The 23,799-nt window shown below is 69.7% G+C and carries 19 protein-coding genes; 8 read left to right on the top strand and 11 right to left on the bottom strand.

Annotated features, from left to right (window positions below):
* Nucleotides 1–36 precede the first annotated feature (36 nt).
* The 7 genes from tldD to ABE957_RS02550 all read right to left on the bottom strand — a co-directional run bounded on the left by tldD (nt 37) and on the right by ABE957_RS02550 (nt 9,964).
* The gene (gene tldD, locus ABE957_RS02580; RefSeq protein ID WP_349757114.1) at nt 37–1,488 is read right to left on the bottom strand and encodes a metalloprotease TldD; all 1,452 of its coding nucleotides are present in this window, start codon (nt 1,486–1,488) and stop codon (nt 37–39) included.
* Nucleotides 1,485–5,327, bottom strand: a complete 3,843-nt coding sequence (locus tag ABE957_RS02575) for a YhdP family phospholipid transporter (RefSeq protein WP_349757113.1) — start codon at nt 5,325–5,327, stop codon at nt 1,485–1,487. The genes tldD and ABE957_RS02575 overlap by 4 nt, the downstream gene beginning before the upstream one ends.
* 4 nt (nt 5,328–5,331) lie before the next feature.
* On the bottom strand, nt 5,332–6,795 hold the full coding sequence (gene rng, locus ABE957_RS02570) for a ribonuclease G (protein WP_349757112.1): 1,464 nt from the start codon (nt 6,793–6,795) through the stop codon (nt 5,332–5,334).
* A gap of 83 nt (nt 6,796–6,878) precedes the next feature.
* Nucleotides 6,879–7,463, bottom strand: coding sequence for a Maf family protein (locus tag ABE957_RS02565; RefSeq protein WP_349757111.1), 585 nt, complete (start codon nt 7,461–7,463; stop codon nt 6,879–6,881).
* 28 nt (nt 7,464–7,491) lie between these two features.
* Nucleotides 7,492–7,980: a rod shape-determining protein MreD gene (gene mreD, locus ABE957_RS02560; protein WP_349757109.1), complete on the bottom strand. Its 489-nt coding sequence runs from the start codon at nt 7,978–7,980 to the stop codon at nt 7,492–7,494.
* Nucleotides 7,980–8,852: a rod shape-determining protein MreC gene (mreC, locus tag ABE957_RS02555; protein ID WP_432765385.1), complete on the bottom strand. Its 873-nt coding sequence runs from the start codon at nt 8,850–8,852 to the stop codon at nt 7,980–7,982. The genes mreD and mreC overlap by 1 nt, the downstream gene beginning before the upstream one ends.
* Nucleotides 8,853–8,926: 74 nt before the next feature.
* Nucleotides 8,927–9,964, bottom strand: a complete 1,038-nt coding sequence (locus tag ABE957_RS02550) for a rod shape-determining protein (protein WP_089846023.1) — start codon at nt 9,962–9,964, stop codon at nt 8,927–8,929.
* Between the two features lie 182 nt (nt 9,965–10,146).
* On the opposite strand from ABE957_RS02550, the gene gatC reads away from it, so the two are divergent.
* Genes gatC through ABE957_RS02530 form a run of 4 tightly spaced genes read left to right on the top strand, consistent with a single transcriptional unit; the run spans nt 10,147 to nt 14,001 of the window.
* Nucleotides 10,147–10,434: an Asp-tRNA(Asn)/Glu-tRNA(Gln) amidotransferase subunit GatC gene (gene gatC / locus ABE957_RS02545; protein WP_349757108.1), complete on the top strand. Its 288-nt coding sequence runs from the start codon at nt 10,147–10,149 to the stop codon at nt 10,432–10,434.
* 51 nt (nt 10,435–10,485) lie between these two features.
* The gene (gene gatA, locus ABE957_RS02540; RefSeq protein WP_349757107.1) at nt 10,486–11,946 is read left to right on the top strand and encodes an Asp-tRNA(Asn)/Glu-tRNA(Gln) amidotransferase subunit GatA; all 1,461 of its coding nucleotides are present in this window, start codon (nt 10,486–10,488) and stop codon (nt 11,944–11,946) included.
* The gene (gene gatB / locus ABE957_RS02535; RefSeq protein ID WP_349757106.1) at nt 11,946–13,400 is read left to right on the top strand and encodes an Asp-tRNA(Asn)/Glu-tRNA(Gln) amidotransferase subunit GatB; all 1,455 of its coding nucleotides are present in this window, start codon (nt 11,946–11,948) and stop codon (nt 13,398–13,400) included. Before gatA ends, gatB begins: the two co-directional genes overlap by 1 nt.
* Nucleotides 13,401–13,449: 49 nt before the next feature.
* Nucleotides 13,450–14,001 carry a cupin domain-containing protein gene (locus tag ABE957_RS02530; protein ID WP_349757105.1) on the top strand — a complete coding sequence of 184 codons (552 nt, stop codon included), beginning with the start codon at nt 13,450–13,452 and terminating at the stop codon, nt 13,999–14,001.
* Between the two features lie 9 nt (nt 14,002–14,010).
* Here ABE957_RS02530 and ABE957_RS02525 read toward each other — a convergent pair whose 3' ends face one another.
* Nucleotides 14,011–14,181, bottom strand: coding sequence for a DUF6435 family protein (locus ABE957_RS02525; RefSeq protein WP_349757104.1), 171 nt, complete (start codon nt 14,179–14,181; stop codon nt 14,011–14,013).
* A 250-nt stretch (nt 14,182–14,431) separates the two neighbouring features.
* Between ABE957_RS02525 and ABE957_RS02520 the strand changes: the two genes are divergently transcribed.
* Nucleotides 14,432–14,854, top strand: a complete 423-nt coding sequence (locus ABE957_RS02520) for a hypothetical protein (RefSeq protein WP_349757103.1) — start codon at nt 14,432–14,434, stop codon at nt 14,852–14,854.
* 208 nt (nt 14,855–15,062) lie between these two features.
* A complete protein-coding gene (locus tag ABE957_RS02515; protein ID WP_349757102.1) occupies nt 15,063–16,502 on the top strand; it encodes an FAD-binding oxidoreductase in 1,440 nt (479 codons plus the stop codon).
* 101 nt (nt 16,503–16,603) lie between these two features.
* Here the strand turns inward: ABE957_RS02515 and ABE957_RS02510 are convergent, their stop codons facing one another.
* From ABE957_RS02510 to ABE957_RS02500, 3 genes are read right to left on the bottom strand one after another with little or no spacing between them, the layout of a single operon-like run.
* Entirely contained in the window at nt 16,604–18,118 is a 1,515-nt protein-coding gene (locus ABE957_RS02510) for an aldehyde dehydrogenase (protein WP_349757101.1), read from the bottom strand.
* Nucleotides 18,115–19,518: an aspartate aminotransferase family protein gene (locus ABE957_RS02505; protein WP_349757100.1), complete on the bottom strand. Its 1,404-nt coding sequence runs from the start codon at nt 19,516–19,518 to the stop codon at nt 18,115–18,117. Before ABE957_RS02505 ends, ABE957_RS02510 begins: the two co-directional genes overlap by 4 nt.
* Nucleotides 19,519–19,543: 25 nt before the next feature.
* A complete protein-coding gene (locus ABE957_RS02500; RefSeq protein WP_349757099.1) occupies nt 19,544–20,311 on the bottom strand; it encodes a gamma-glutamyl-gamma-aminobutyrate hydrolase family protein in 768 nt (255 codons plus the stop codon).
* A gap of 256 nt (nt 20,312–20,567) precedes the next feature.
* On the opposite strand from ABE957_RS02500, the gene ABE957_RS02495 reads away from it, so the two are divergent.
* Together ABE957_RS02495 and ABE957_RS02490 are read left to right on the top strand one after the other, a co-directional pair.
* The gene (locus ABE957_RS02495; RefSeq protein ID WP_349757098.1) at nt 20,568–21,944 is read left to right on the top strand and encodes a glutamine synthetase family protein; all 1,377 of its coding nucleotides are present in this window, start codon (nt 20,568–20,570) and stop codon (nt 21,942–21,944) included.
* A 255-nt stretch (nt 21,945–22,199) separates the two neighbouring features.
* On the top strand, nt 22,200–23,684 hold the full coding sequence (locus ABE957_RS02490) for a Na+/H+ antiporter NhaC family protein (protein ID WP_349757097.1): 1,485 nt from the start codon (nt 22,200–22,202) through the stop codon (nt 23,682–23,684).
* Nucleotides 23,685–23,799 lie beyond the last annotated feature (115 nt).

Here is a 23,799-nt window from a genome sequence, read left to right as displayed (position 1 = left end):
ACTCCTCAATGCCTGACAACAATCGCCGGGTCGGCCTCAGGACTGGGTGCCGCCCACGGTCAGCTCATCGAGCTTGAGCGTCGGCTGGCCGACGCCCACCGGCACGCCCTGCCCCTCCTTGCCACACACGCCGATGCCGGTATCGAGTTCCATGTCGTGGCCGATCATCGAGACCCGTCCCATGGCCTCGGGGCCGTTGCCGATCAGGGTCGCGCCCTTGACCGGCGCGGTGATCTTGCCGTCCTCGATCAGGTAGGCTTCGCTGGCCGAGAAGACGAACTTGCCCGAGGTGATGTCCACCTGACCGCCCCCGAAGCTCACCGCGTAGATGCCGCGGCTGACGCTCTTCAGGATGTCCGTGGGGTCATCACTGCCCGCGCGCATGTAGGTGTTGGTCATGCGCGGCATCGGCAGGTGGGCGAAGGACTCACGGCGGGCGTTGCCGGTAGGCGCCATGCCCATCAGCCGCGCGTTCAGCTTGTCCTGCATGTAGCCGGTCAGGATGCCATCCTCGATCAGCGGGGTGCACTGGCCCGGGGTGCCCTCGTCGTCGACCGACATCGAGCCGCGGCGATCGGCCAGAGTGGCATCGTCGACCACCGTGACCCCCTGCGAGGCGACCCGCTCGCCCATGCGCCCGGCGAAGGCCGAGCTGCCCTTGCGGTTGAAGTCGCCCTCCAGGCCGTGCCCCACCGCCTCGTGGAGCAGGATGCCCGGCCAGCCCGGACCCAGCACCACCGGCATCTGCCCGGCCGGGGCGTCGACGGCCTCCAGATTGACCAGCGCCTGGCGCACGGCCTCCTTGGCATAGCGCTCGGCGACGTTGTCGTCGCGCAGCCGCGCCATGGCGAAGCGGCCGCCGCCGCCGGCGCTGCCGCGCTCGCGACGGCCGTTCTTGACCGCGATCACGCTGACGTTGAAGCGCACCAAGGGGCGAATGTCCGCCGCCAGGGTGCCGTCGCTGGCGCGTACCAGCACCACCTCGTGGACACCGGTGAGCGAGGCGCTGACCTGGGCCACCGAGGGGTCCGCCGCCCGCGCCACGCGATCGGCCAGCTTGAGCATGGTGATCTTGTCCTCGGCACTGAGCCCGGAGAGCGGGTCGATGCCGGCATAACGGGCCGCGGGGGCCATGGCCACGCCCGGCGCCACGCGCTGGCGGGCCCCCGAGCGCACGATGCCGGCGGCGGTGCGCCCGGTCTCGGCCAGGGCGTCGGCGGTGATCTGGTTGGAGTAGGCGAAGCCTGTCTTCTCGCCGGCCAGGGCGCGCACGCCGACGCCGCCGTCGATGTTGTAGCTGGCCTCCTTGACCTCGCCGTCCTCCAGCACCCAGCCCTCGTGCCAGCTGCGCTGGAAGTAGAGATCGGCATAGTCGATGCCCCGGCCCATGGCATGGCCGAGTCCGGCATCCAGGGCCGCCAGGTCGAGGCCGCCCGGCGCCAGCAGCAGGTCAGAAGCGTCGTCGAGCATGTCGTGAGTCTGTGTCATTCGGCACTTTCCAGAGCGATCCGCGGCGAGGTCCAGGGACCCTGCACGCGATAGTGGATTCGGGTCACGCGGTCGATGGCATCCCCGAACAGCTTGTCGGCGATGAACAGGGCACCGCCGACCATCGGGGCACCGGCCAGTACCGCCGCCAACGGCAAGTTGTTGCTGACCGGAACAGTGACCGACAGACGCTGATCGAGTTCCCGGCGCGCCAGGTCGACGCTGCCGTTCAGGGTGAAGTGGGTCGCCGGCCCTTCGATCTCCACCGGACCACGGGTTTCCAGTACCCCACCATACAGGGTGGCGGCACCGCTGACACGATCGAAGGCGGTCCCCCGGCCGGTGACGTCGGAGAAATCCAGGCGCAGGCGACGCAGCAGGTTGTCGACGTTGAGCAGCCCGACGACTCGCGCCGAGGGCGAGTCCAGATTGACGAAACGCCCGTCGCGCAGCATCACCTCGAGGCTGCCCTGGGAGCGCGGGAGGGCGAATTGCCAGGGCGCCCCGGGCCAGGCGAGCTGGCTCTCCACCCGGGTCTCGGCACTCTCCACGGCCACCGGCTGGTCCAGCGCCGCCAGGGCGCTGCCCAAGTCACCGCCGTTCAGGTCGAGCCGGGCGCGGGTCAGGCTGTCGCCGGGCCCGCTCGCCTCCCAGATCAGCTGGCCGCGGGCATCGATCTCCCCGAGCGCAAGCGAGAGGGGATCGATCACCAGGCGATCGCGCGTCGACCGCCACTGTCCATCGAAGGGGCCGAGCCGCGCGCCCCGCCAGGCGAGGTCGGCGATGCGCAGTCGACCGGCCGGCAGCGCCGCCAGTCCCGCCGGCAGCGGCGCCGCCTCGACGGGCAGCGCCAGTTCGTCGAGCAGCTGGCCGCCCTCGGTCGCCGGAGGCACCAGGGCGTCCAGCGAGAGCCGATCCAGCGCGATGTCCAGCGGCGCCGCCAGGGCGGGCCGATAGCTGAGGCGCCCGCCGGCGAGGCTGCCATCCAAGAGAAGTCGCCAGCCGTCGGCGTCGGCGCTGCCCTCCAGGGCCAGCGAGCCCAGGCAGCGCTCATCGACCTGCAGGCAGTCGGTCTCGAGGGTGAGCGCGGACAGCGCCGAGGGAGCGCCGGCCGAGGAGGGCTCGACGGCTGCGAGCAGCGGCGACAGCGCGCGCGCCCAGGGCGCCACCGCCAGGCGCGGCAGGTAGGCCGAGACCGCCCACCCCGGACGACCGGCCCAGTCAGGTGCGGTCAGATGACCGAGCCACACCTGCCCTCGCCCAGGTCCGCCGCCGGCGGGCGCTCGCCAGCGCAGCCCCAGGCGATCGCCCAGGCGACCCTCGAGCCGCCCCTGGGTCAGGTCAACGCTCAGCCGCAGGGGCCGACGAGCCTCGCGCAGCTTGCCGAGCGGCGCCGGCAGGTCGATGGCCAAGCCCTCCAGCCGGCTGTCGAGGCGCAGCGAGGCGCCCGCGTCACCGATCGACAGGCGCCCCTGCCAGGGCAGCCGACCGTCGATCAGGGTGTCGAGGGCCGGCACGCCGCTCCAGGCGGCGAGGGCCGGCGCCTCGGCCGTGCCGGAGAGATCGATCCCGCCGGCCAGGGTATCGATCTCGGCCACCACCGGGCCGCCCAGCAGGCGAGCGCTCACTCGGCCCTCGAGGCCACCCTGCTCGCCGCGCTGGCGCCAGGCGAGCGGCCCCTCGATGCGCTCGAAGGCGAGCTGCAGGGGCTCATGGACGAGGCCTGCGAACGCCGCCTCGGTCTCGATATCCAGCATCAGGGACTCGGGCGCGTCAAGGTTCATGGCCAGGTCCAGGGTACCGGCCGCTCGGCCCTCGGCCCGCCAGTCCTCCAGCGCCTGCATGCCCTCGACGGGCAGCGCCAGCAGATAGCGGCGCAGGGCGCTCGCCGAGGTCGCAAGCTCGCCGGTGACCGCCAGGCGCTCATCCTGGAGCGTCACCTCCCCCGCCGAGGCCTCGACCCCGAGGCTCTCGGCCGCGTCGACGCGAGCCGTCAGCGTCTCGTCGACCATCGACAGCCGGCCGCTGATCCCCTCGAGGACCGGCCAGCCGGGCACGATGGGCAGGCGCCCCTCGACGACGTCGAGATCGAGCTGCAGGGCGGGGTCGATCGACTGCCCCTCGCGAGCGAGCGGCACGTGCAGGCGCAGCGCGCCCTCGGGCACGCGGCCGGCGGCGCCATCGGCCAGCCAGTCGGTCAGCGCCGGGGGGAGCACGCCCACCGGCAACCAGTCGACCAGCGGGGTCTCCAAGGCGTCCACGTCATGGAAGTCGAGCTGCAGCCCGAGGCCGCCGCGCCGCTCGCCGCCGATCGAGAGCCCGAAGCCGCCCTCGACCCGTGCCCCGTTCCACTCGACCTCGAGGTCCCGGCCGCTGACGAAGCTACGCGGGCCGTCGTAGGCCCAGTCGATCACGCCGCTGGCACGGGAGAGCGCCATCGGCGCGCCAAACACCTCCGGGAAGTGCAGCCGCGTGTCGCGACCGATGAACTCGACGTGGCCCGACAGGTCCTCTGACTCCACCCAGACGTCCAGCGGCCCGCCGCCGGGCGCCTGCTCCCAGGGCGACACGGCCACCTCGGTGGCCGCCGCCCGCGCCCGCCAGTGGCCGTCCTCGCGGCCCAGCCCCAGCGCGGTGACCTGGCCTCGCGGGTCGAGGCTGTCGATCACCCGCGCCAGGGCCTCGGGCAGCGGCAGCCGGTCGCGCCAGGCGGCCAACGCCCCCAGGTCGAACTCGCTGGTGGTGAGCCACCAGCCGTCGTCGCGGCTGCGCATCTGCCAGTAGCGCGGCACCGCCGGCCCCGCCGTGGCGGCCTCGCCCTCGGGACGGGACCAGTCGGCGCTCTGCGCATCGGCCTCGACCCAGGCCTGCCAGCCCGCCTCCTCGCGCAGTAACTGGGCGCTCGCCGCCACCTGCTTGAGCACGATCGCCTGGGGCTCCTCCGCGGCAGTCGATTCCGGCTGGCGCAGGGCCAGCAGGGGTGCCTCCAGGTCGACGCGCAGGTCCGCCAGGGCGCCCCGATGCCAGCGCCCCCAGAGCCGCGCATCGCCGCTGACGGTCGCCAGGCGCAGGGTGCTGCCGTAGCCCAGCACCTCGGAAAGCCCCAGCAGGCTCTGGAGTCGCATATCGGCCTGCAGCGCCGCGCTGAAATCGCCGAGCCCCGAGGGTCCGGGAACGAGCTCCATCACCGCCCGGATGGCATGCGCCTCCTGCCCCTCGACGAACACCTCGCCCTCGAGATGGGTGCGGCGCTCATCGCCGGTCATCACCAGGCGGGGTGCCTTGAGCACGGCGCGCTGCTTGCGGCCATGCAGCACCAGGCTGACGTCCTCGACCCAGGCGCTCTGGCGCAGCAGCATGCCGACCCAGAAGTCGAGGCGATCGAGATCGAAGGTGCTCTCGGGGATCAGCTCGGGGGGCAGCTGCGCGGGGTTTGGCCACTGCCAGCGCCCGCCCTGATTCTGGTAGAGGTGCACGGTCACGCCCTGCACCCGCGCCGCGGCCACCCGCGGCATGCCGGAGGCGAGGCTTGCGCCGCTGTCCAGGCGCAGCTTCGCCCGCTCCACCTGGAGCAGGGGAACGTGGCCGAGCCCCTCGCGGGAGCGGATAGTGAGGCCCTCGACCTCGAGGAAGGGGTCCAGCCGGGCGAGGCCCGCCGTCACGTCGTCCAGCGCCACCACCGCATTGAAGCAGGTCGAGAGCAGCCGCTCCAGGGTCACGGTCTGCTCGTCCAGCAGCAGCGGCAGCAGCCGCAGCACCACGACCAGCACCGCCAGCAGCGCCAGCGGCACCGCCACCAGGGTCAACAGCCAGCGAATGACCAGTCGCGTCGCGGACATGGGCTCACATCAGCACGATGTCGTACTGCTCCTGGGAGTAGTGGGTCTCGACCTGGAAGCGGATCGTCTTGCCGATGAACTCCTCGAGGTCGGCCACGGCGGACGACTCCTCGTCGAGCAGCCGATCGACCACCGCCTGGGAGGCCAGCACCGCATAGGTCTCGGCGTTGTAGGCCCTTTCCTCGCGCAGGATCTCACGGAAGATCTCATAGCAGACCGATTCCGGCGTCTTCAGGGTGCCCCGCCCGGCACAGGTCGGACAGGCCTCGCAGAGCGTCTGCTCCAGGCTCTCCCGGGTGCGCTTGCGGGTCAGCTGCACCAGCCCCAGCTCGGTGACGCCGGTGCACTTGGTCTTGGCGTGGTCGCGCTCCAGCGACTTCTCGAGCATGCGCAGCACCTGACGCTGATGCTCGGGCTCATCCATGTCGATGAAGTCGATGATGATGATACCACCGAGGTTCCTGAGCCGGAGCTGGCGGGCGATCGCGGTGGCGGCCTCGAGGTTGGTCTTGAAGATCGTCTCCTCGAGGTTGCGGTGCCCCACGTAGCCGCCGGTGTTGACGTCGATGGTGGTCATCGCCTCGGTGGGATCGATGACCAGATACCCGCCCGACTTGAGCTGCACCTTGCGGCCGAGCGCCTTCTGGATCTCGTCCTCGACGCTGAACAGATCGAAGATCGGGCGCTCGCCGGCGTAATGCTCGATGCGCTCCACCGCCGTCGGCATGAACTCCTGGGCGAACTCGATCAGCTTGACGTAGTTCTCCCGGGAGTCGATGCGCACCTTCTCGATATCGTCGCGCATCACGTCGCGCAGGGTGCGCATGAACAGCGGCAGGTCGTCGTAGACCACGCTGGGCGCCGACGCCGTCACCTTGCGCTCGCCGACCCGGCGCCACAGGCGCAGCAGGAAGTGCATGTCGGCGGAGAGCTCCTCCAGGGTGACGCCCTCGGCGGCGGTGCGCACGATGAAGCCGCCGGCGACCTCCAGCTGCTGCTCGGCCGCCGCCGCCTCGACCAGGCCGCGCAGCCGCTCGCGCTCGGTCTCGTCCTCGATGCGCTGGGAGACCCCGTGATGGGGCGAGTCGGGCATGTAGACCAGGTAGCGCGACGGCACCGAGAGGTGGGTGGTCAGCCGCGCGCCCTTGGAGCCGATGGGGTCCTTGGTGACCTGCACGACGAGCGCCTGGCCCTCGTGGAGCAGCTGGGCGATGGAGACCTGCTCGTCGGCCGGCGTGCCCGGCGGCATCACCTCGTGGGCGTGGATGAAGGCGGCCCGATCCAGGCCGATGTCGATGAAGGCCGCCTGCATCCCCGGCAGCACCCGCACCACGCGGCCCTTGTAGATATTGCCGACGATGCCGCGTCGCCGGGCGCGCTCGATGAAAGCCTCCTGCAGCACGCCGTTCTCGACGACGGCGACCCGGGTCTCCATCGGTGTCAGGTTGATGAGTACTTCACCGCTCATGCGGATATCCTTGTCCGGAAAGATCTGGCGCCATTATGACATAGCCCGCCACGCCGTCCTGTGCCGCGGTCAACGTCCCGGGGCTAGGCCCCGTGCCACAGCGGCACGCCCTGGCGGGCGAGCAGATTGGCGGTCTCGAAGAGCGGCAAACCCACCACCGCCGAGTGGCTGCCCTCGATATGCTCGACGAACACGGCGGCCAGCCCCTGGATGGCGTAGCCGCCGGCCTTGTCGGCGGGCTCGCCGGTGGCCCAGTAGGCGGCGAGCTCGTCCTCCTCCAGCACGCGCATGAAGACTCGGGTGGTCACGCAGACGCTCAGCAGGCCGGCGGGGCCGCTGACCGCGACCCCGGTGAGCACCTCGTGGGCCCGACCGGACAGCGAGCGCAGCATCGTCGCGGCCTGCTCACGGCCGGCCGGCTTGCCGAGGATCTCGCCGTCGCGCACCACGGCGGTATCCGAGCCCAGGGTCGGCAGTCGGGTGAGGCGTGCGCCGGCCAGGGCCTTCTCCCGCGCCAGGCGCACCACGTAGTCGGCTGCCGGCTCCGCAGGCCGTGGCGTCTCGTCGATGTCCACCGGGCGCACCTCCACCGTCACGCCGATCGAGGCGAGCAGGTCGCGACGGCGCGGAGAGGCCGAGGCCAGGCACAGCACGGGGTCGTGGGTCATGGCGGCTCCAGGGAAGATGGCGAAGGGGTCAGTCGCGGGCGTGCCGGCGGCCCAGCGCCTCGAACAGGGTGGTGAGCCAGGGCCACAGCAGCGCCCCGATCAGCGCCGGCACCAGGAAGGAGAGGTGCATCAGGAAGGGCCCGAACAGGGTGCGCAACCACTGCTCGGCCAGCTGAATCATGCCCAGCAGCACGAAGATCAGCACCGCCTGCTGGACTAGCGAGTAGGCCCGGAAGCGCGCGAAGACCAGCGCGCAGAGGAAGGCCAGCAGCGACAACAGCAGCGCGTTCTGACCCAGCGGCGCGCCCTCGATGAGATCCACCAGCAGGCCCAGCACGAAGCCATGCAGGACGCCAACCCGCAGCGGGTCGCGCATGCACCAGTAGATCAGCATCAGGCCGAGCCAGTCCGGGCGCCAGACCTGCCAGCCATCGGCCAGCGGCATCACCTGCAGGCAGAGCGCCAGCAGCAGGGTGAACCAGATCCACAGCAGGTTGGCGGGCGGGGACGTGGCCATCAGCGCGTCTCCTCGTTGGCCAGGGCCCCGCTCACGGCCCGGGCCGCCTCGAGGGCCGGGGCGGTGAGCTCACCCTCGGGCGGGGCCACGGGCGGAGCGGGGGGAAAGAGCAGCAGGAAGTGACGCGAGCGCTGCAGCTGGGCCACCGGCGCGGCGGTGACGCGGGCGAAGGGCTCGCCCGGGTCGTGGATCACCGCCGAGACCCGCGCCACCGGATAGCCTGACGGAAAGCGCCCGCCGAGCCCCGAGGTGGTCAGCAGGTCGCCCTCGCGGATATCGGCCGTGTCGGGGGCGTGCTTGACGTTGAGGGCGTCGTAACTGCCCATTCCCTGGACGACGAAGCGCAGCCCGTTGCGATTGACCTGCACCGGCAACGCATGGCTAGCATCGGCCAGCAGCAGCACCCGGCTGGAGTAGGCCGAGGTCGCGGTGACCTGGCCGACCAGCCCCGAGGCGTCCAGCACCGGCTGGCCGACGTAGGCCCCGTCGCGTCGGCCGCGATCGATCACCATCTGATGGGTGAAGGGATCGGGATCCAGCGACAGCAGCTCGGCGGTGATGTAGGGGATGTCGCGCTCGCGGGTGGCCGCCAGCAGCTCGCGCAGCCGCACGTTCTCGGCCGTCAGGCTGGCCATGCGCTGCACCCGGTGGGAGAGCGTCAGGATCTGCTCGCGCAGGCGGCGATTCTCGTCCACCAGGGCGCGCTGCTCGGAGAGCGCCAGCGCCCCCCAGTTGAGGACATCGCTGGGCAGGCTGACCACCCACTGGATCGGCGCCACCAGGGTCGACAGTTGGGCCCGCACGGGCTCCATGCGGGTAAAACGCGCGTCGGCATACATCAGCGCAGCGGCCAGCATCGCACACAGCAGCATGCGATAGCCCGGCAGCGGTCCGTGCGAGAACAGCGGTTTAATGAGCGACCCCCTGCATCAGGCCAGCGCCTCCGTCAGTCGCTGGAGAGCAGCTCGAAGGTGTGCTGGTCGATCATTTCCAGGGCCTTGCCGCCGCCCCGGGCCACGCAGGTCAGCGGGTCCTCGGCGACGATCACCGGCAGGCCGGTCTCCTCGGCGATCAGCTTGTCGAGATCGCGCAGCAGCGCGCCGCCGCCGGTCAGCACCAGGCCGCGCTCGGCGATATCGGAGGCGAGCTCGGGGGGCGACTGCTCCAGGGCGCTCTTCACCGCGGCGACGATGGAACCCAGGGTCTCCTGGAGGGCATCGAGGATCTCGTGGGAGTTCAGCGTGAAGCTGCGCGGAATGCCCTCGGCCAGGTTGCGGCCGCGCACGTCGATCTCTCGCAGCTCGCCGCCCGGATAGGCACAGCCGATCTCTTCCTTGATGCGCTCGGCGGTGGCCTCGCCGATCAGGCTGCCGTAGTGGCGACGCACGTAGGCGATGATCGCCTCGTCGAAGCGGTCGCCGCCGACGCGGATGGATTCTGAATAGACCACGCCGTTGAGCGAGATGATGGCGATCTCGCTGGTGCCGCCGCCGATGTCGACCACCATGGAGCCCTGGGCTTCCTCGACCGGCAGGCCGGCGCCGATGGCCGCGGCCATGGGCTCCTCGATCAGGAACACCTCGCGGGCCCCGGCGCCCTCGGCGGACTCCTTGATGGCGCGCCGCTCGACTTGGGTCGACATGCAGGGCACGCAGACCAGCACGCGCGGGCTTGGCGTCAGGAAGGTGCTCTGGTGCACCTTGCGGATGAAGTACTGCAACATCTGCTCGGTGACGGTGAAGTCGGCGATGACGCCGTCCTTCATCGGGCGAATGGCGGTGATGTTGCCGGGGGTCCGACCGAGCATGCGCTTGGCATCGGCACCCACCGCTGCCACGCTGCGCATGTTGCCGGACTGGCGAATCGCCACGACCGACGGTTCATCGAGCACGATGCCGCGGCCGCGGACATAAATCAGCGTATTGGCCGTCCCCAGATCGATCGATAGATCGCTGGAAAACAGCCCCCTCAAGCGTTTGAACATGGAGTCGTTACCTAGTGCAGTCCGGGAACCCTGTGCGGACGCAAACGGTATCACCGAGCCCCCCCAGCAGCAAGCAGAACACCCCCCATTACCGGGCTTTGTTGGGCCTGCCAGCCGGGCGGCGGATGTGGTACCTTCTGCGGTCATTTCCATGACCCACCCCCTCTCGAGGACATCCGATCATGGCGCTTGAACACGCAGACGTTCTCAGGGCCGCCCATCTGGCACGGCTCGGCCTGAACGACGACGAGGCCGCCCACTACCTGGACGACCTGGGCCGCATCCTGGCGATGGTCGACCAGCTCCAGGCCCTGGACACCGAGGGCGTCGCTCCCCTGGCCCACCCCCTGGAAACCACCCAGCGGCTGCGCGCCGACGAGGTCACCGAGGCCGACCAGCGCGAGGCCTTCCAGCGCTGCGCCCCCGCCGTGGAGCAGGGGCTCTACCTGGTTCCCCGGGTCGTCGAATGATCCGCGTCACCCCCATCCGTTATCGGCAAGCCTTCACGGAGCCCAGGGCCCATGCATGACAAGACACTGACGGAGCTCGCCGCCAGCCTCTCGGCCGGCGAGTGCTCCAGCCGCGAGCTCACCGAGAGCCTGCTTACGCGCATCGACCGCCTCGACGGCGAGATCAACAGCTTTATCACGGTGACGCCGGAGCAGGCGCTGGCCGCCGCCGACGCCGCCGACGCCGCCCGCGCCCGGGGCGAGGCCGGCCCGCTCACCGGCGTGCCGTTGGCGCTCAAGGACATCTTCTGCACCACCGGCGTGAAGACCAGCGCCGGGTCGAAGATGCTCGACAACTTCGTGGCCCCCTACGACGCCACCGTGGTCGAGAAGCTCAAGGCCGCCGGCACCGTGAGCCTGGGCAAGACCAATATGGACGAGTTCGCCATGGGCTCGTCCAACGAGAACAGCTTCTATGGCCCGGTGAAGAATCCCTGGGACGGCACCGCCGTGCCCGGCGGCTCCTCCGGCGGCAGCGCCGCCGCGGTGGCCGCGGGCCTGGTGCCCGCCGCCATGGGCACCGATACCGGCGGCTCGATCCGCCAGCCGGCCGCCTTCTGCGGCATCACCGGCCTGAAGCCTACCTACGGGCGCGTCTCGCGCTACGGCATCATCGCCTACGCCTCGAGCCTCGACCAGGCGGGCCCCATGGCGCGCACCGCCGCCGACTGCGCCCACCTGCTCGGCGCCATCGCCGGCCACGACCTGCGCGACTCCACCAGCGTGGCGCGCGGCGTGCCCGACTACACCGCCGAGCTCGACGCGCCGCTCTCCGGGCTCAAGATCGGCCTGCCGAAGGAGTACTTCGGCGAGGGTCTCGACGCCGACGTGGAGCAGGCCGTGCGCGAGGCGATCCGCGTCTACGAGTCGCTGGGCGCCACGGTGCGCGAGGTGAGCCTGCCGCATACCCACTACGCCATCCCGGCCTACTACGTCATCGCCCCGGCGGAGGCTTCCTCCAACCTGGCGCGCTATGACGGCGTGCGCTTCGGCCACCGCTGCGACGCGCCCGCCGACCTGACCGACCTCTACAAGCGCAGCCGCGCCGAGGGCTTCGGCGAGGAGGTCCAGCGGCGTATCCTGATGGGCACCCATACCCTCTCCGAGGGCTTCTTCGATGCCTACTACAAGAAGGCCCAGCAGGTCCGCCGGCTGATCCGCCAGGACTTCCTCCACGCCTTCGACGAGGTCGACGTGCTGATGGGCCCGGCCTCGCCGACCCCGGCCTTCGACCTGGGGGCGAAGAAGGATCCGGTCTCGATGTACCTGCAGGACATCTACACCATCGCCATCAACCTGGCGGGCATCCCCGGCATCAGCGTGCCGGCCGGCATCGTCAACGGCCGCCCAGTGGGCCTGCAGATCCTCGGCACCCACTTCGCCGAGGCGCGCCTGCTCAACGTCGCCCACCAGTTCCAGCAGGCCACCGACTGGCACCTGCGTCGTCCCGCTCTCGCCGAGGAGTCCCTGTGATGCAATGGGAAACCGTGATCGGGCTGGAGGTCCACGTCCAGCTCGCCACCCGTTCCAAGATCTTCTCCGGCGCCTCGACTGCCTTCGGCGCCGAGCCCAACAGCCAGGCCTGCGCCGTCGACCTAGGCATGCCCGGCGTGCTGCCGGTGCTCAACGAGGCCGCCGTGGCCATGGCCGTGCAGTTCGGCCTGGGCATCCACGCCGAGATCCCCGAGGTCTCGGTGTTCGACCGCAAGAACTACTTCTATCCGGACCTCCCCAAGGGCTACCAGACCAGCCAGATGTATCACCCCATCGTCGGGCCCGGCGAGGTGGAGATCACCCTGGACGACGGCAGCACCAAGGCCATTCGGGTGCATCACGCCCACCTCGAGGAGGATGCCGGCAAGTCGCTCCACGAGGACTTCCACGGCATGACCGGCATCGACCTGAACCGCGCCGGCACGCCGCTCTTGGAGATCGTCTCCGAGCCGGACATGCGCTCGGCCAAGGAGGCCGCGGCCTACCTCAAGGCGATCCACTCCATCGTCACCTACCTCGGCATCAGCGACGGCAACATGGCCGAGGGTTCGATGCGCTGCGACGTCAACGTCTCGGTGCGCCCCAAGGGCCAGGAGGCCTTCGGCACCCGCGCCGAGATCAAGAACGTCAACTCCTTCCGCTTCGTCGAGCGCGCCATCGCCTTCGAGGTCGAGCGCCAGGTCGAGCTGCTCGAGGACGGCGGCGAGGTGGTCCAGGAGACCCGGCTCTTCGACCCCGAGCGCGACGAGACCCGCAGCATGCGCACCAAGGAGCAGGCCAACGACTACCGCTACTTCCCCTGCCCCGACCTGCTGCCGGTGGTGCTCGATCAGGCCTACGTCGATCACCTGCGCGACAACCTCCCTGAGCTGCCCGCCGACAAGCGCGCCCGCTTCCAGGAGGCCCTGGGCCTCTCGGCCTATGACGCCGGCGTGCTCTCGGCGAGCCGCGAGATGGCCGAGTTCTTCGAGCAGGTCAAGGACGTCTGCGGCGATGCCAAGCAGGCTGCCAACTGGGTGCAGGGCGAGCTCTCGGGGGCGCTGAACCGCGAGGGCCTGCCGATCCAGGCAAGCCCGGTCTCGGCTCGCCAACTCGGCGAACTGGTCGCCCGGGTCATCGATGACACCATTAACGGCAAGGCCGCCAAGCAGGTCTTCCAGGCGCTGTGGAACGGCGAGGGCGAAAGCGCCGACGCGGTGATCGAGGCCAAGGGCCTCAAGCAGGTCACCGACACCGGCGCCATAGAAGCGATGATCGACCAGGTGATCAGTGACAGCCCCGCCCAGGTGGCCCAGTATCGCGACGCCGAGCCCGACAAGCGCGGCAAGATGATCGGCTACTTCGTCGGCCAGGTGATGAAGGCCTCGCGGGGCACCGCGAACCCCCAGCAGGTCAACGGCCTGCTCAAGGAAAAACTCGACGCCCTGTGCTGAGCCCCGGGGCGGGTCTTGCGCCCGCCCCCTCGATTTCAAAGGACGACCCATGGCAGACGATGTCGGCGCGCGGCTGCGTGCCCTGCGCACCCTGAGAGGGATCTCCCAACGCGAGCTGGCCAAGCGCTGCGGCGTCACCCACTCCAGCCTGTCGCTGATCGAGCAGGGCAAGGTCTCGCCCTCGGTGAGCTCTCTTAAGAAGATCCTCGACGCCATTCCCATGAGCGTCGGTGACTTCTTCACCATGGACCTGGAGAGCCGCAACCAGGTGTTCTATTCGGCCGACGAACTGGCCGACGTGGGCACCGGGGATGTCATCTACAAGCTGGTGGGCGCCAACCGCGCCAGCCGCGCCCTGGCCTTCATGATCGAGACGTATCCCCCCGACGCCGATACCGGCCGCGAGATGATCGCCCACCAGGGCGAAGAGGCCGGCGTGGTGCTGGAGGGGCAGATCGAGATCACCATCGGCGCCGAGACCCGCCTGCTCTCGGTCGGCGAGGCCTACTACTTCGACACCAACGTGCCCCATCGCTTCCGCAATCCCGGCAGCGAACCCTGCCGCCTGGTCAGCTGCGCCACCCCGGCGCGGGCCTTCTGAGTCGCCGGCTCAGGCGTCCTTCAGCTTCTCGATCTCCTCACGCAGCGCCTCCGCCTCCTCGGTCAGCGAGGCGTTGGCGCGCATGTCCCCGTTGCGGGCGGCCAGCATCGCCTGCTCGAGCTTCTGCTCATACTGCTTCTGCAGCTTCTTCTGCGGGTCGGTCTTGAAGAGTCCGAACATGTGTCTGTCTCCTGATCGCAAGATTCGCCTCTCAGCCTACGCCATTGCATGTACACATGCTATACAGAACTCCATTTCTGTATCACATTGCTGACAGACTCCTGCGACCCAGGACTTGCCCGCCCGCCTCGCGTCTCGCATCCTGAGGCAGAGCACGCATCCCCCGCGGCCCGTACCGGCACGAGCCCCGAGTCGCCGGGACGAAGATCGCCCGCCCGGGCGGTGGACGCATTCCCCAGGAGACAATGAGATGACGACACGTACGCACATGGCAGTGGCACTGCTGCTGGGGCTGCTGCCCCTGGGCGCCCTGGCTCAGGAGGCCGACGACACCGAGATCGAGGGCGTGGTGGTCGAGGAGAGCGAGCCGGACGTCCGGCAAGCCCTGGACAACCTGAACGAGGCGGCGCGAGAGAGTCGTCCCTCGGCCGCCGACTTCGGCCTCGAGACGGCTCACACCGCGGCCAGCGAGGGCGGCGTGGACGGCCAGGCCGTCAGCGAGCGGACCCGGGATCGCCGCGATGCCGAGAACGACCGCGCGAGCCGAGACGCTGCCGGCGGTCGCGGCAGCGCCGGCACTAGCGGCGGTGGCGGCGGGAATGGCGGCGGCGGCGGGAATGGCGGCGGCGGCGGAAATGGCGGCGGCGGCGGTAACGGTGGCGGCCGCGGCTGATACCCGAACGCACCCTGTGTCTCGAGGCCGGTCCTTCGGGGCCGGCCTCGTCGTGTCGGCACGGCCGATATCGCCACTTTCGACCTAGCAATTTGAGCCGCTGTACCGGCGAGCATCCTCCAGACTTAGCTCAGACCCATACGAACGATTCAGCGGCCTCTTGAGCAGCTGTGCGCCCCGGCGACCGCTCACAGAGGAGGAATGCTTCATGACTGCACTGACCTATCGCACCCTGGAGGGCGACCAGACCGCCCTGCCGGCCGAGGCCGTCGACGCCCTCGCGGCGAGTCTTCGGGGGCGCCTGATCACCCCGATCGACGATGATTACCCACCCTTGCGACGCGTCTGGAACGGTATGGTCGACCGCCATCCGGTGCTGATCGCCTGCTGCCAGGGCACCCAGGACATCGTCCAGGCCGTCGACTTCGCCCGCACCCGACGCATGTGCCTGAGCATCCGCGGCGGCGGCCACCATATCGCCGGCAATGCCATCGCCGAGGGGGGCCTCGTGATCGACCTCTCGGCCATGCGCACCGTGCATGTGGATCCTCGACAGGGCACCGCCCGGGTGGCGCCGGGAGCGCTGCTCGGCGACATCGACCGCGAGACCCAGGCCTTCGGCCTGGCCACGCCCCTGGGCATCAACTCCACCACCGGCGTGGCCGGCCTCGCCCTGGGCGGCGGCTTCGGCTGGCTGACCCGCCAGCACGGCCTGACCGCCGACAACCTGCTCTCGGCGGAGCTGATCACCGCCGATGGCCAGCGCCATCACGTCTCGGCCGAGGAGGACGCCGAGCTCTTCTGGGCGCTACGCGGCGGCGGCGGCAACTTCGGCGTGGTCTCCTCCTTCGAATTCCGCCTGCATCCGGTGGGCCCGGAGATCTACGCCGGCCTGGTGGTCTACCCCTACGACCAGGCCCGCAAGGTGCTCGAGGCCTGGCGCGACTTCACCCATGAGGCGCCGGAGGAGCTCAGCGTCTGGGTGATCCTGCGCGAGGCGCCGCCCCTGCCCTTCCTGCCCGAGGCCATCCATGGCCAGCGGGTGGTCGTGTTCGCCCTGATGCATGGCGGCGATCCGGCCAGTGCCGAGCGTGACGCGGCCCCGGTGCTGGCGTTCGGCGAGCCGGCCGGCCAGATGCTCGGCCCGCAGCCCTACACCGACTTCCAGGCGGCCTTCGACCCCCTGCTCGCGCCGGGCGCCCGCAACTACTGGAAGTCCCACGACTTTCGCGACCTCAGCGACGAGGCACTGGAGCAAACCATGACGGCGGCCGAGGCGCTGCCGGGTCCGGAGTGCGAGATCTTCCTGGCCCACCTGGGGGGCGCCATGTCGCGGGTCGACCCCACTGCCACCGCCTATGCCGGTCGCGATGCCCACTATGTGATGAACGTGCATGCCCGCTGGCAGGACGCCGCCGAGGACGATCGCTGCCGCGACTGGGCGCGCGGGGTTTTCCAGTCGCTGGCGCCCTTCGCCACCGGCGGCGGCTACGTCAACTTCCTGACCGAGGACGAGGGAGACCGTGTCGCCAGCGCCTACGGCGTCAACTTCGCGCGCCTGCAGGCGGTGAAGCGCCGCGTTGATCCGGACAACCTGTTCCGCGTGAACCTCAACATCCTGCCCGGCGCCGCCGAGGTCGCCGCCTAACGGGGTAAATCCACCCGCCCGATCTGTGCACGCCCCAACGACGACCGGCGCCCCACTGGGGCGCCGGTCGGCGAGTCGGACAGGGCCGCAAGAGACCGATCTCAGGTCGCGAGCGTCATCCATACGCTCTTCAGGTCGGAATACTCCTCCAGCGAGTGGTGGGACTTGTCGCGGCCGTTGCCGGACTGCTTGACCCCGCCGAACGGCATGGTCTGATCGCCGCCCGCCCAGTTGTTGACGAACACCTGGCCCGAGCGCAGCCGCCGGGTGACGCGCATGATGCGATCGATGTCCTGGCTCCACAGCCCGGCCGCGAGGCCATAGTCGCTGTCGTTGGCGAGCCGCACCGCCTCCTCCTCGCTGTCGAAGCCGAACACCGCGAGCACCGGGCCGAAGATCTCCTCACGGCCGATGGCCATGTGCTCGGTGACGCCATCGAACACCGTCGGCGGGATGAAGAGCCCCGGGCCCTCCAGCGCCTCGCCGCCGGCGCGCAGGGTCGCGCCCTCCTCCACGCCGCGGCGGATGAAGTCGATCACCCGCTCGTACTGGGCCCGGTCGACCATGGCGCCCATGAAGCTCGCCGGATCCAGCGGGTCGCCGGGCTGCATGGCCTCGGCGGCGGCCAGCACCTTGTCGACGAAGGCCTCGCGGATCGAGTTCTCGACCAGCAGCCGGGAGCCGGCGATGCACACCTCGCCCTGGTTGTGGAAGATCGCCGCGGCGGCGTGCTTGGCCACCCGGTCGAGATCCTTGCAGTCGGCGAAGACGATATTCGGGCTCTTGCCGCCACACTCCAGAAAGACCTTCTTGAGGTTGGACTGGCCGGCGTACTGCATCAGCTGCTTGCCGACCCCGGTGGAGCCGGTGAAGGCCAGGCAGTCGACCTCCATGGAGAGTGCCAGCGCCTTGCCCACGGTGTGGCCGAAGCCCGGCAGCACCTGGAAGACGCCGCGGGGCAGCCCGGCCTCCTGGGCCAGGCTCGCCAGGCGCAGCGCCGAGAGCGGCGACTTCTCCGAGGGCTTCAGGATGACGCTGTTGCCGGCGGCGAGCGCCGGGGCGATCTTCCAGGCGGTCATCATCAGCGGGAAGTTCCAGGGCACGATGCAGGCCACCACGCCGAGCGGCTCGCGCAGCACCAGCGCCAGGGCCTCCTCGCCGGTGGGCGCGACCTCGCCGTAGAGCTTGTCGATGCACTCGGCCTGATAGCGCAGGCAGCCGATGGCGCCGACCAGGTCACCCAGCGCGCTCGAGACCGGCTTGCCCATGTCGAGGGTGTCGAGCAGTGCCAGCTCAGCCTTGTTGGCCTCCATCAGGTCGGCGAGGCGCAGCAGCGTCTTCTTGCGCTTGCCCGGGGCCAGGCGCGACCAGTCACCGCCGTCGAAAGCGGCGCGGGCATGGCTCACCGCCACGTCGGCATCGGCGGCGTCACAGCTCGCCACCTCGGCGAGCACCTCGCCGGTGGCCGGGTTGCGGGTCTCGAGAGTCTCGCCGCTGGCCGCAGCGACGAACACGTCGTTGATGAAGGCGCGGGTCTCGAGACCCTTCTCGACGGACAGCTCGGCGGCCAGCGCCTGCCAGTCGGCGTGGGTCCTGGGGTGCGATGCGAGGCTCATGCGCGAGTCTCCTCTGCGTGAAGGGTGGCGGACGGCGCCGCGGCGCGCTGGTCAACCAGGCGGTGGGCGGTCTCGTCCAGGGCCTGGCGCGCCAGGCGCACCAGCTCGTCGATCTCGTCGCGGGTGATCACCAGCGGCGGAGAGATGATCATGGTATCGCCTACCGAGCGCATCACCAGCCCGGTGGTGAAACAGATGTCGCGACACAGGTTACCGGCCGACAGGGCCTTGTCGAAGCGCTCGCCGGTGGCCGGGTCGACCAGCTCCAGCGCGCCCATCAGGCCCAGCGAGCGCGCCTCGCCGACCAGCGGATGATCGCCAAGCTCGGCCCAGCGCTCGGCCAGGTAGGGCCCCAGGTCGTCGCGGACGCGCTCGACGATTCCCTCGGCCTCCAAGAGCTCCAGGTTCTTGAGCGCCACGGCGGCGCAGGTCGGGTGCCCCGAGTAGGTGAAGCCGTGGAAGAACTCGCCCCCCGCCTCGATCAGGGTGTCCGCCACGCGGTCGCCCACCAGCACGCCGCCGATCGGCAGATAGCCCGACGACAGTCCCTTGGCGATCGGCATCAGGTCCGGCTCGAGGCCGAAGTGCTGGCTGCCGAACCACGCACCGAGGCGCCCGAAGCCGCAGATCACCTCGTCGGCGACCAGCAGGATGTCGTACTTGGCCAGCACCGCCTTGACCGCCGGCCAGTAGCTCGCCGGCGGCATGATGGCGCCGCCGGCCCCTTGCACGGGCTCGGCGATGAAGGCCGCGACGTTGTCCTCGCCGAGCTCGAGGATCCGCTCCTCGAGGGCCGCGGCGCAGGCGCGCCCGAAGGCCTCCGGCGACTGATCCCGCCCCTCACCGAACCAGTAGGGCTGACGCACGTGGGTGATGCCGGGCACGCAGGGGCCTCCCTGGTCGTGCATCGGCGCCATGCCGCCCAGGCTCATGCCCGCCACGGTGGAGCCGTGATAGCCGTTCTCGCGACCGATGACCCACTGCTTCTCGGGCTTGCCCTGAAGCGCCCAGTAGCGACGCACCATGCGCAGCACGGTGTCGTTGGCCTCGGACCCGGAGCCGGTGAAGAAGACATGATTGACGTGATCCGGCGCCAGGTCGCAGAGCTTCTCGGCCAGCCGCGCGACCGGCGGGTGGGTCGTCTTGAAGAAGGTGTTGTAGTAGGGCAGCTCGGCCATCTGCGCCGCCGCCGCCTCGACCAGCTCGCGGCGGCCGTAGCCGAGGTTCACGCACCACAGGCCGGCCATGCCATCGAGGATGCGATGCCCCTCGCTGTCGTGGATATAGACGCCCTCGGCATGGGTGATGACGCGGCACCCCTCCTCGCCCAGCGCCTTGAAGTCGGTGAAGGGGTGCAGGTGATGGGCCCGATCCAGGGCCTGACACGCTTGAGTCTGCATGATGATTCTCCGGGGTCGCGGGCCCTCAGGCCGGCAGTGACGAGGGGCTAGCCTGGTGCTGCATGCAGGCCTGGGCGAAGGCGGTGAACAGGGCGTCGTAGAGCGAATGCTCGCGGGGACGCCACTCGGGGTGCCACTGCACCGCCAGGGTGAAGGCCGGGGCGTCGGTGACCGAGATCGCCTCGATCAGGCCATCCGGCGCCACGGCCTCGGCGGTGAGGCCCGCGCCGAGTCGCTCGATGCCCTGCTGGTGCAGGGAGTTCACCCGGGTATGGCGCTCGGGGTGCAGGGCCGCCAGCCGCCCCCCCGGGAGGATCTCCAGGTCGTGGCTGGGGGCGTACTGGGTCTCGCGGTCGCCGGCCGGCTCCCGGTGATCGAGCCTGCCGGGCTGATGCTGTACCGCCTGGTAGAGGCTGCCACCGAAGGCCACGTTGAGCTCCTGGAAGCCTCGGCAGATGCCCAGCAGCGGCACACCAAGGTCCAGGGCCACCGGCACCCAGGCCATGGCCGCGGCGTCACGGCTCGGATCGTCCCGGGTGTTCTCCGGTTCGCGTTCGGCGCCGTAGCGCTCGGGCACCACGTTGGTGTAGCTGCCGGTCAGCACCAGGCCATCCAGACGGGTCAACAGGGGCTTGATGTCCGCCCCCTCGACGGACTCCCAGACCGGCAACACCACCGGTTCGAGGCCATACTCCCGCAGGGCGGAGAGATACTTGTCGGTCACCATGTGCGCGGGGTGGCCCTCCACCTCGCGGCGACAGGCGATTACCCCCACCAGGGGTCGAGTCTGCATGGCAGCCTCCTTGAAAGGTTCAGCGTCGTGGTTGTTATGCTTTGCTCAACATAGCGCGGTTGATTAATCTTGCCAACCCGCGTGGCGCCGCACGCGAACAACATAAAAACAAACCACTGATTTTAAATGTATAATCATGATAACTCACGAAAGGGGTCCGCCAGCAACTCCGCCAATAGCGTAAATTATTTGACAACACATGACGGTTCGGCCAAAGATGACCACAACGCCAACATCCAAGAAAACAGGTGTCATCATGCCGCCCCTTCCCGTCGACGAAGCCCGTGACTTCCTGGAACGTCACCCCGACATTGCCAGCATCGACCTGCTGATCAGCGACCTCAACGGCGTGCAGCGCGGCAAGCGCATCCCGCGCGAGAACCTGGAGAAGGCCTATCGCGACGGGGTCAACCTGCCCGCCTCGGTGTTCGCCCTGGACATTCTCGGCAACACCATCGAGGAGACCGGGCTGGGACTCTCCAGCGGCGACGGCGACCGGGTCTGTCGCCCTGTCGCGGGCACGTTGATGCCGAGCCCCTGGCTGCGCAATGGCCGCCAGGCTCAGCTGCTGATGACCATGGTCGAGGTCGACGACACCCCCTTCTTCGCCGATCCTCGCCAGGTGCTGTCCCGCGTGCTCGAGCGCTTCCGCCGGGCGGGCCTCAAGCCTGTGGTCGCCGTGGAGATGGAGTTCTACCTGGTCGACCGCCAGCGCGACGACCTGGGCATGACCCAGCCGCCCTGCTCGCCGGCGAGTGGCGAGCGCGCCAGCCACAGTCAACTCTACTCGATCAGCGAGCTCGACGAATACGCGGACTTCCTTGAGGAGATCCACTCGGCCGCGCGCACCCAGCACCTGCCGCTGGATACCGCCCTCAAGGAGTGCGCCCCGGGGCAGTTCGAGATCAACCTGATCCACTGCGACGATGCCCTGGCGGCCTGCGACAGCGCCGTGCTGCTCAAGCGACTGATCAAGGGCGTGGCGCTGCGCCATGGCTTCGAGGCCACCTTCATGGCCAAGCCCTATGGCGAGGAGGCCGGCAGCGGCACCCACGTGCACATCAGCCTGCTCGACGAGGCGGGCCACAACATCTTCGCCGCCGAGGATCAGGATCCGCTGGGCACGCCTCGCCTCCAGCAGGCCGTGGCCGGGCTGCTTCAACTGATGCCGGCCTCCATGGCGCTGTTCGCCCCCAACCTCAACTCCTTCCGCCGCTTCCAGCCGGGCCTCTACGTGCCCATGGCGCCGACCTGGGGCTACGACAACCGCTCGGTGGCGGTGCGCATCCCCTCGGGCCCCAACGAGGCGCGGCGCATCGAACACCGGGTGGCCGGCGCCGACGTCAATCCCTACCTGCTGATGGCGACGCTGCTGGCCGCCATCGACCATGGCCTGCAGCATCGCGCGACCCCGCCCCCGGCGATCACCGGCAACGCCTATGACCAGGTGGCCCCCAGCCTGACCAACAGCTGGTGCCAGGCACTGGCGCTGCTGGAAGAGAGCGAGGTCCTTGCCGAAGCCCTCGGACGCGACTTCATCCACGTCTTCCTGGCCAATCGCCGCGCCGAGCGCGACCGGGCCATGCAGGCGGTGAGCAAGCTCGAGTACGACTGGTACCTGCGCCACGTCTGACCCGCGGCGCCGGGCCCGTCGGCCCCCCTGATTTCCATGAGCGCCCCCCACGATCGATGACCCTCGGTGATCCCGCCGGCGGTCGTCCGGGCCGCCCCGTGCCGGTCCGATGACACCCCTCACCCTCACAGCCACCAAGCCCAAAGCCCAAAGCCATCAAGGGAGACCCGCAATGACAATCACAATTCCCCTTGCCCCGGCTCATGCCGAGCGATCCATGCCCTCCGTCACCACAGCGCACCACGGAGGTCGCCCATGAGCCAGTCCACCCACCCCTTCGCTCCCTCGCTGCCCGCGCGGCGCGGCACGGGCCGCACCCTGCTGCTGATGCTGGCCGTGCTGGTCACGGTCGTCGGCCTGACGCTGACCCATCGGCCCGGCACGGACTTCGGCTGGATCAGCCTGGTGCCCTCGCTGATCGTGCTGGTGGTGGCCATCGCCACCCACCGCACCCTCGAGGCCCTGGCGATCGGCGCGATCTCCGGGCTGATCCTGCTCCAGCCCCAGGACTTCGTCGGCGAGCTGGCCGATATCTCGCTTGCGGTGATGATGGACGAGACGATTGCCTGGCTGATCCTGGTCTGCGGCATGATGGGCGGCTTCATCGCCATGCTGGAGAAGTCGGGCTGCACCCTGAGCTTCAGCCACTTCATGACTCGCCTGGTCAAGACGCGCCGCCAGTCGCTGCTGAGCACCGCCGCCCTGGGCGTGCTGATCTTCATCGATGACTACCTCAACGCCCTGGCGACCTCGGCGGCGATGAAACGCCTCACCGACCGCTTCGGCGTCTCCCGCGAGAAGCTCGCCTACATCGTCGACTCCACGGCGGCGCCGATCTGCATCCTGGTGCCGCTCTCCACCTGGGCGGTCTACTTCGCCGAACTGCTCGAGACCAACGGCGCGACCGAGAACTCGGGCATGTGGCTCTACATCCAGTCGATCCCCTTCATGCTCTACGGCTGGGTGGCCATGGGCCTGGTACTGCTGGTGGCGATCGGCATCATGCCGGACATCGGGCCGATGAAGGCCGCCGAGGCGCGCGCCAGGAACGGCCAGCCGATCCCCGACGACGCTCCCGATGTCGCCCTCGGCGAGGACGACGTGCCCACGACCCGGCCGTGGGTCGGCGTGATCAACTTCCTGGCGCCGATGGCGGTGCTGATCGGCGCCAGCGCCTGGTTCGAGATCGACCTGCTCAAGGGGGTGATCGTGGCGATCATGTTCACCATCCTGCTCTACCTGATCCAGCGCCTGGCCACCTTCGCCACCCTGATGGACGCCATCATGGACGGCTTTCGCACCATGATGCTGCCGCTGGCCATCGTCGCGGTGGGCTTCGTGCTGCGCGAGATCAATGACCAGCTGGGCATGACCACTTTCATGATCGATGCCCTGGCGCCCCACCTGACGGTTGCCCTGCTGCCGGCCATCGTGTTCCTCTCCATGGCCGTGGTGGTCTTTGCCACCGGCTCCTCCTGGGGGGTGTTCGTGATCTCGATCCCCATCGTGGTGCCCATCGCCCAGAGCATGGGTGCCCCGATGCCGCTGGTGGTCGGTGCGCTGCTCTCCGCCTCGAGCTTCGGCAGCCACGCCTGCTTCTTCTCGGACTCCTCGGTGCTCTCCTCCCAGGGCAGCGGCTGCCAGCCGATGCAGCACGCCCTCACCCAGTTCCCCTACGCCCTGATCGGGGCCGGCGTCACCGCGCTGGGCTTCCTGGCGCTGGGCTTCCTGCTGACCTGAGGCGGCTGAGCCGAGGAGTTGACCCGGCGTCCTCGCCCGCCCGCAACGACAGCGCCCCGGCCATCTCTGGCCGGGGCGCTGTCGTTGAGGATAGTGGCGTGGAGGTGCGCCGCGG

This window comes from Halomonas pelophila (assembly GCF_040196315.1).
Taxonomy (GTDB): domain Bacteria; phylum Pseudomonadota; class Gammaproteobacteria; order Pseudomonadales; family Halomonadaceae; genus Halomonas; species Halomonas pelophila.
This window is presented reverse-complemented; position numbering and strand designations above follow the sequence as displayed.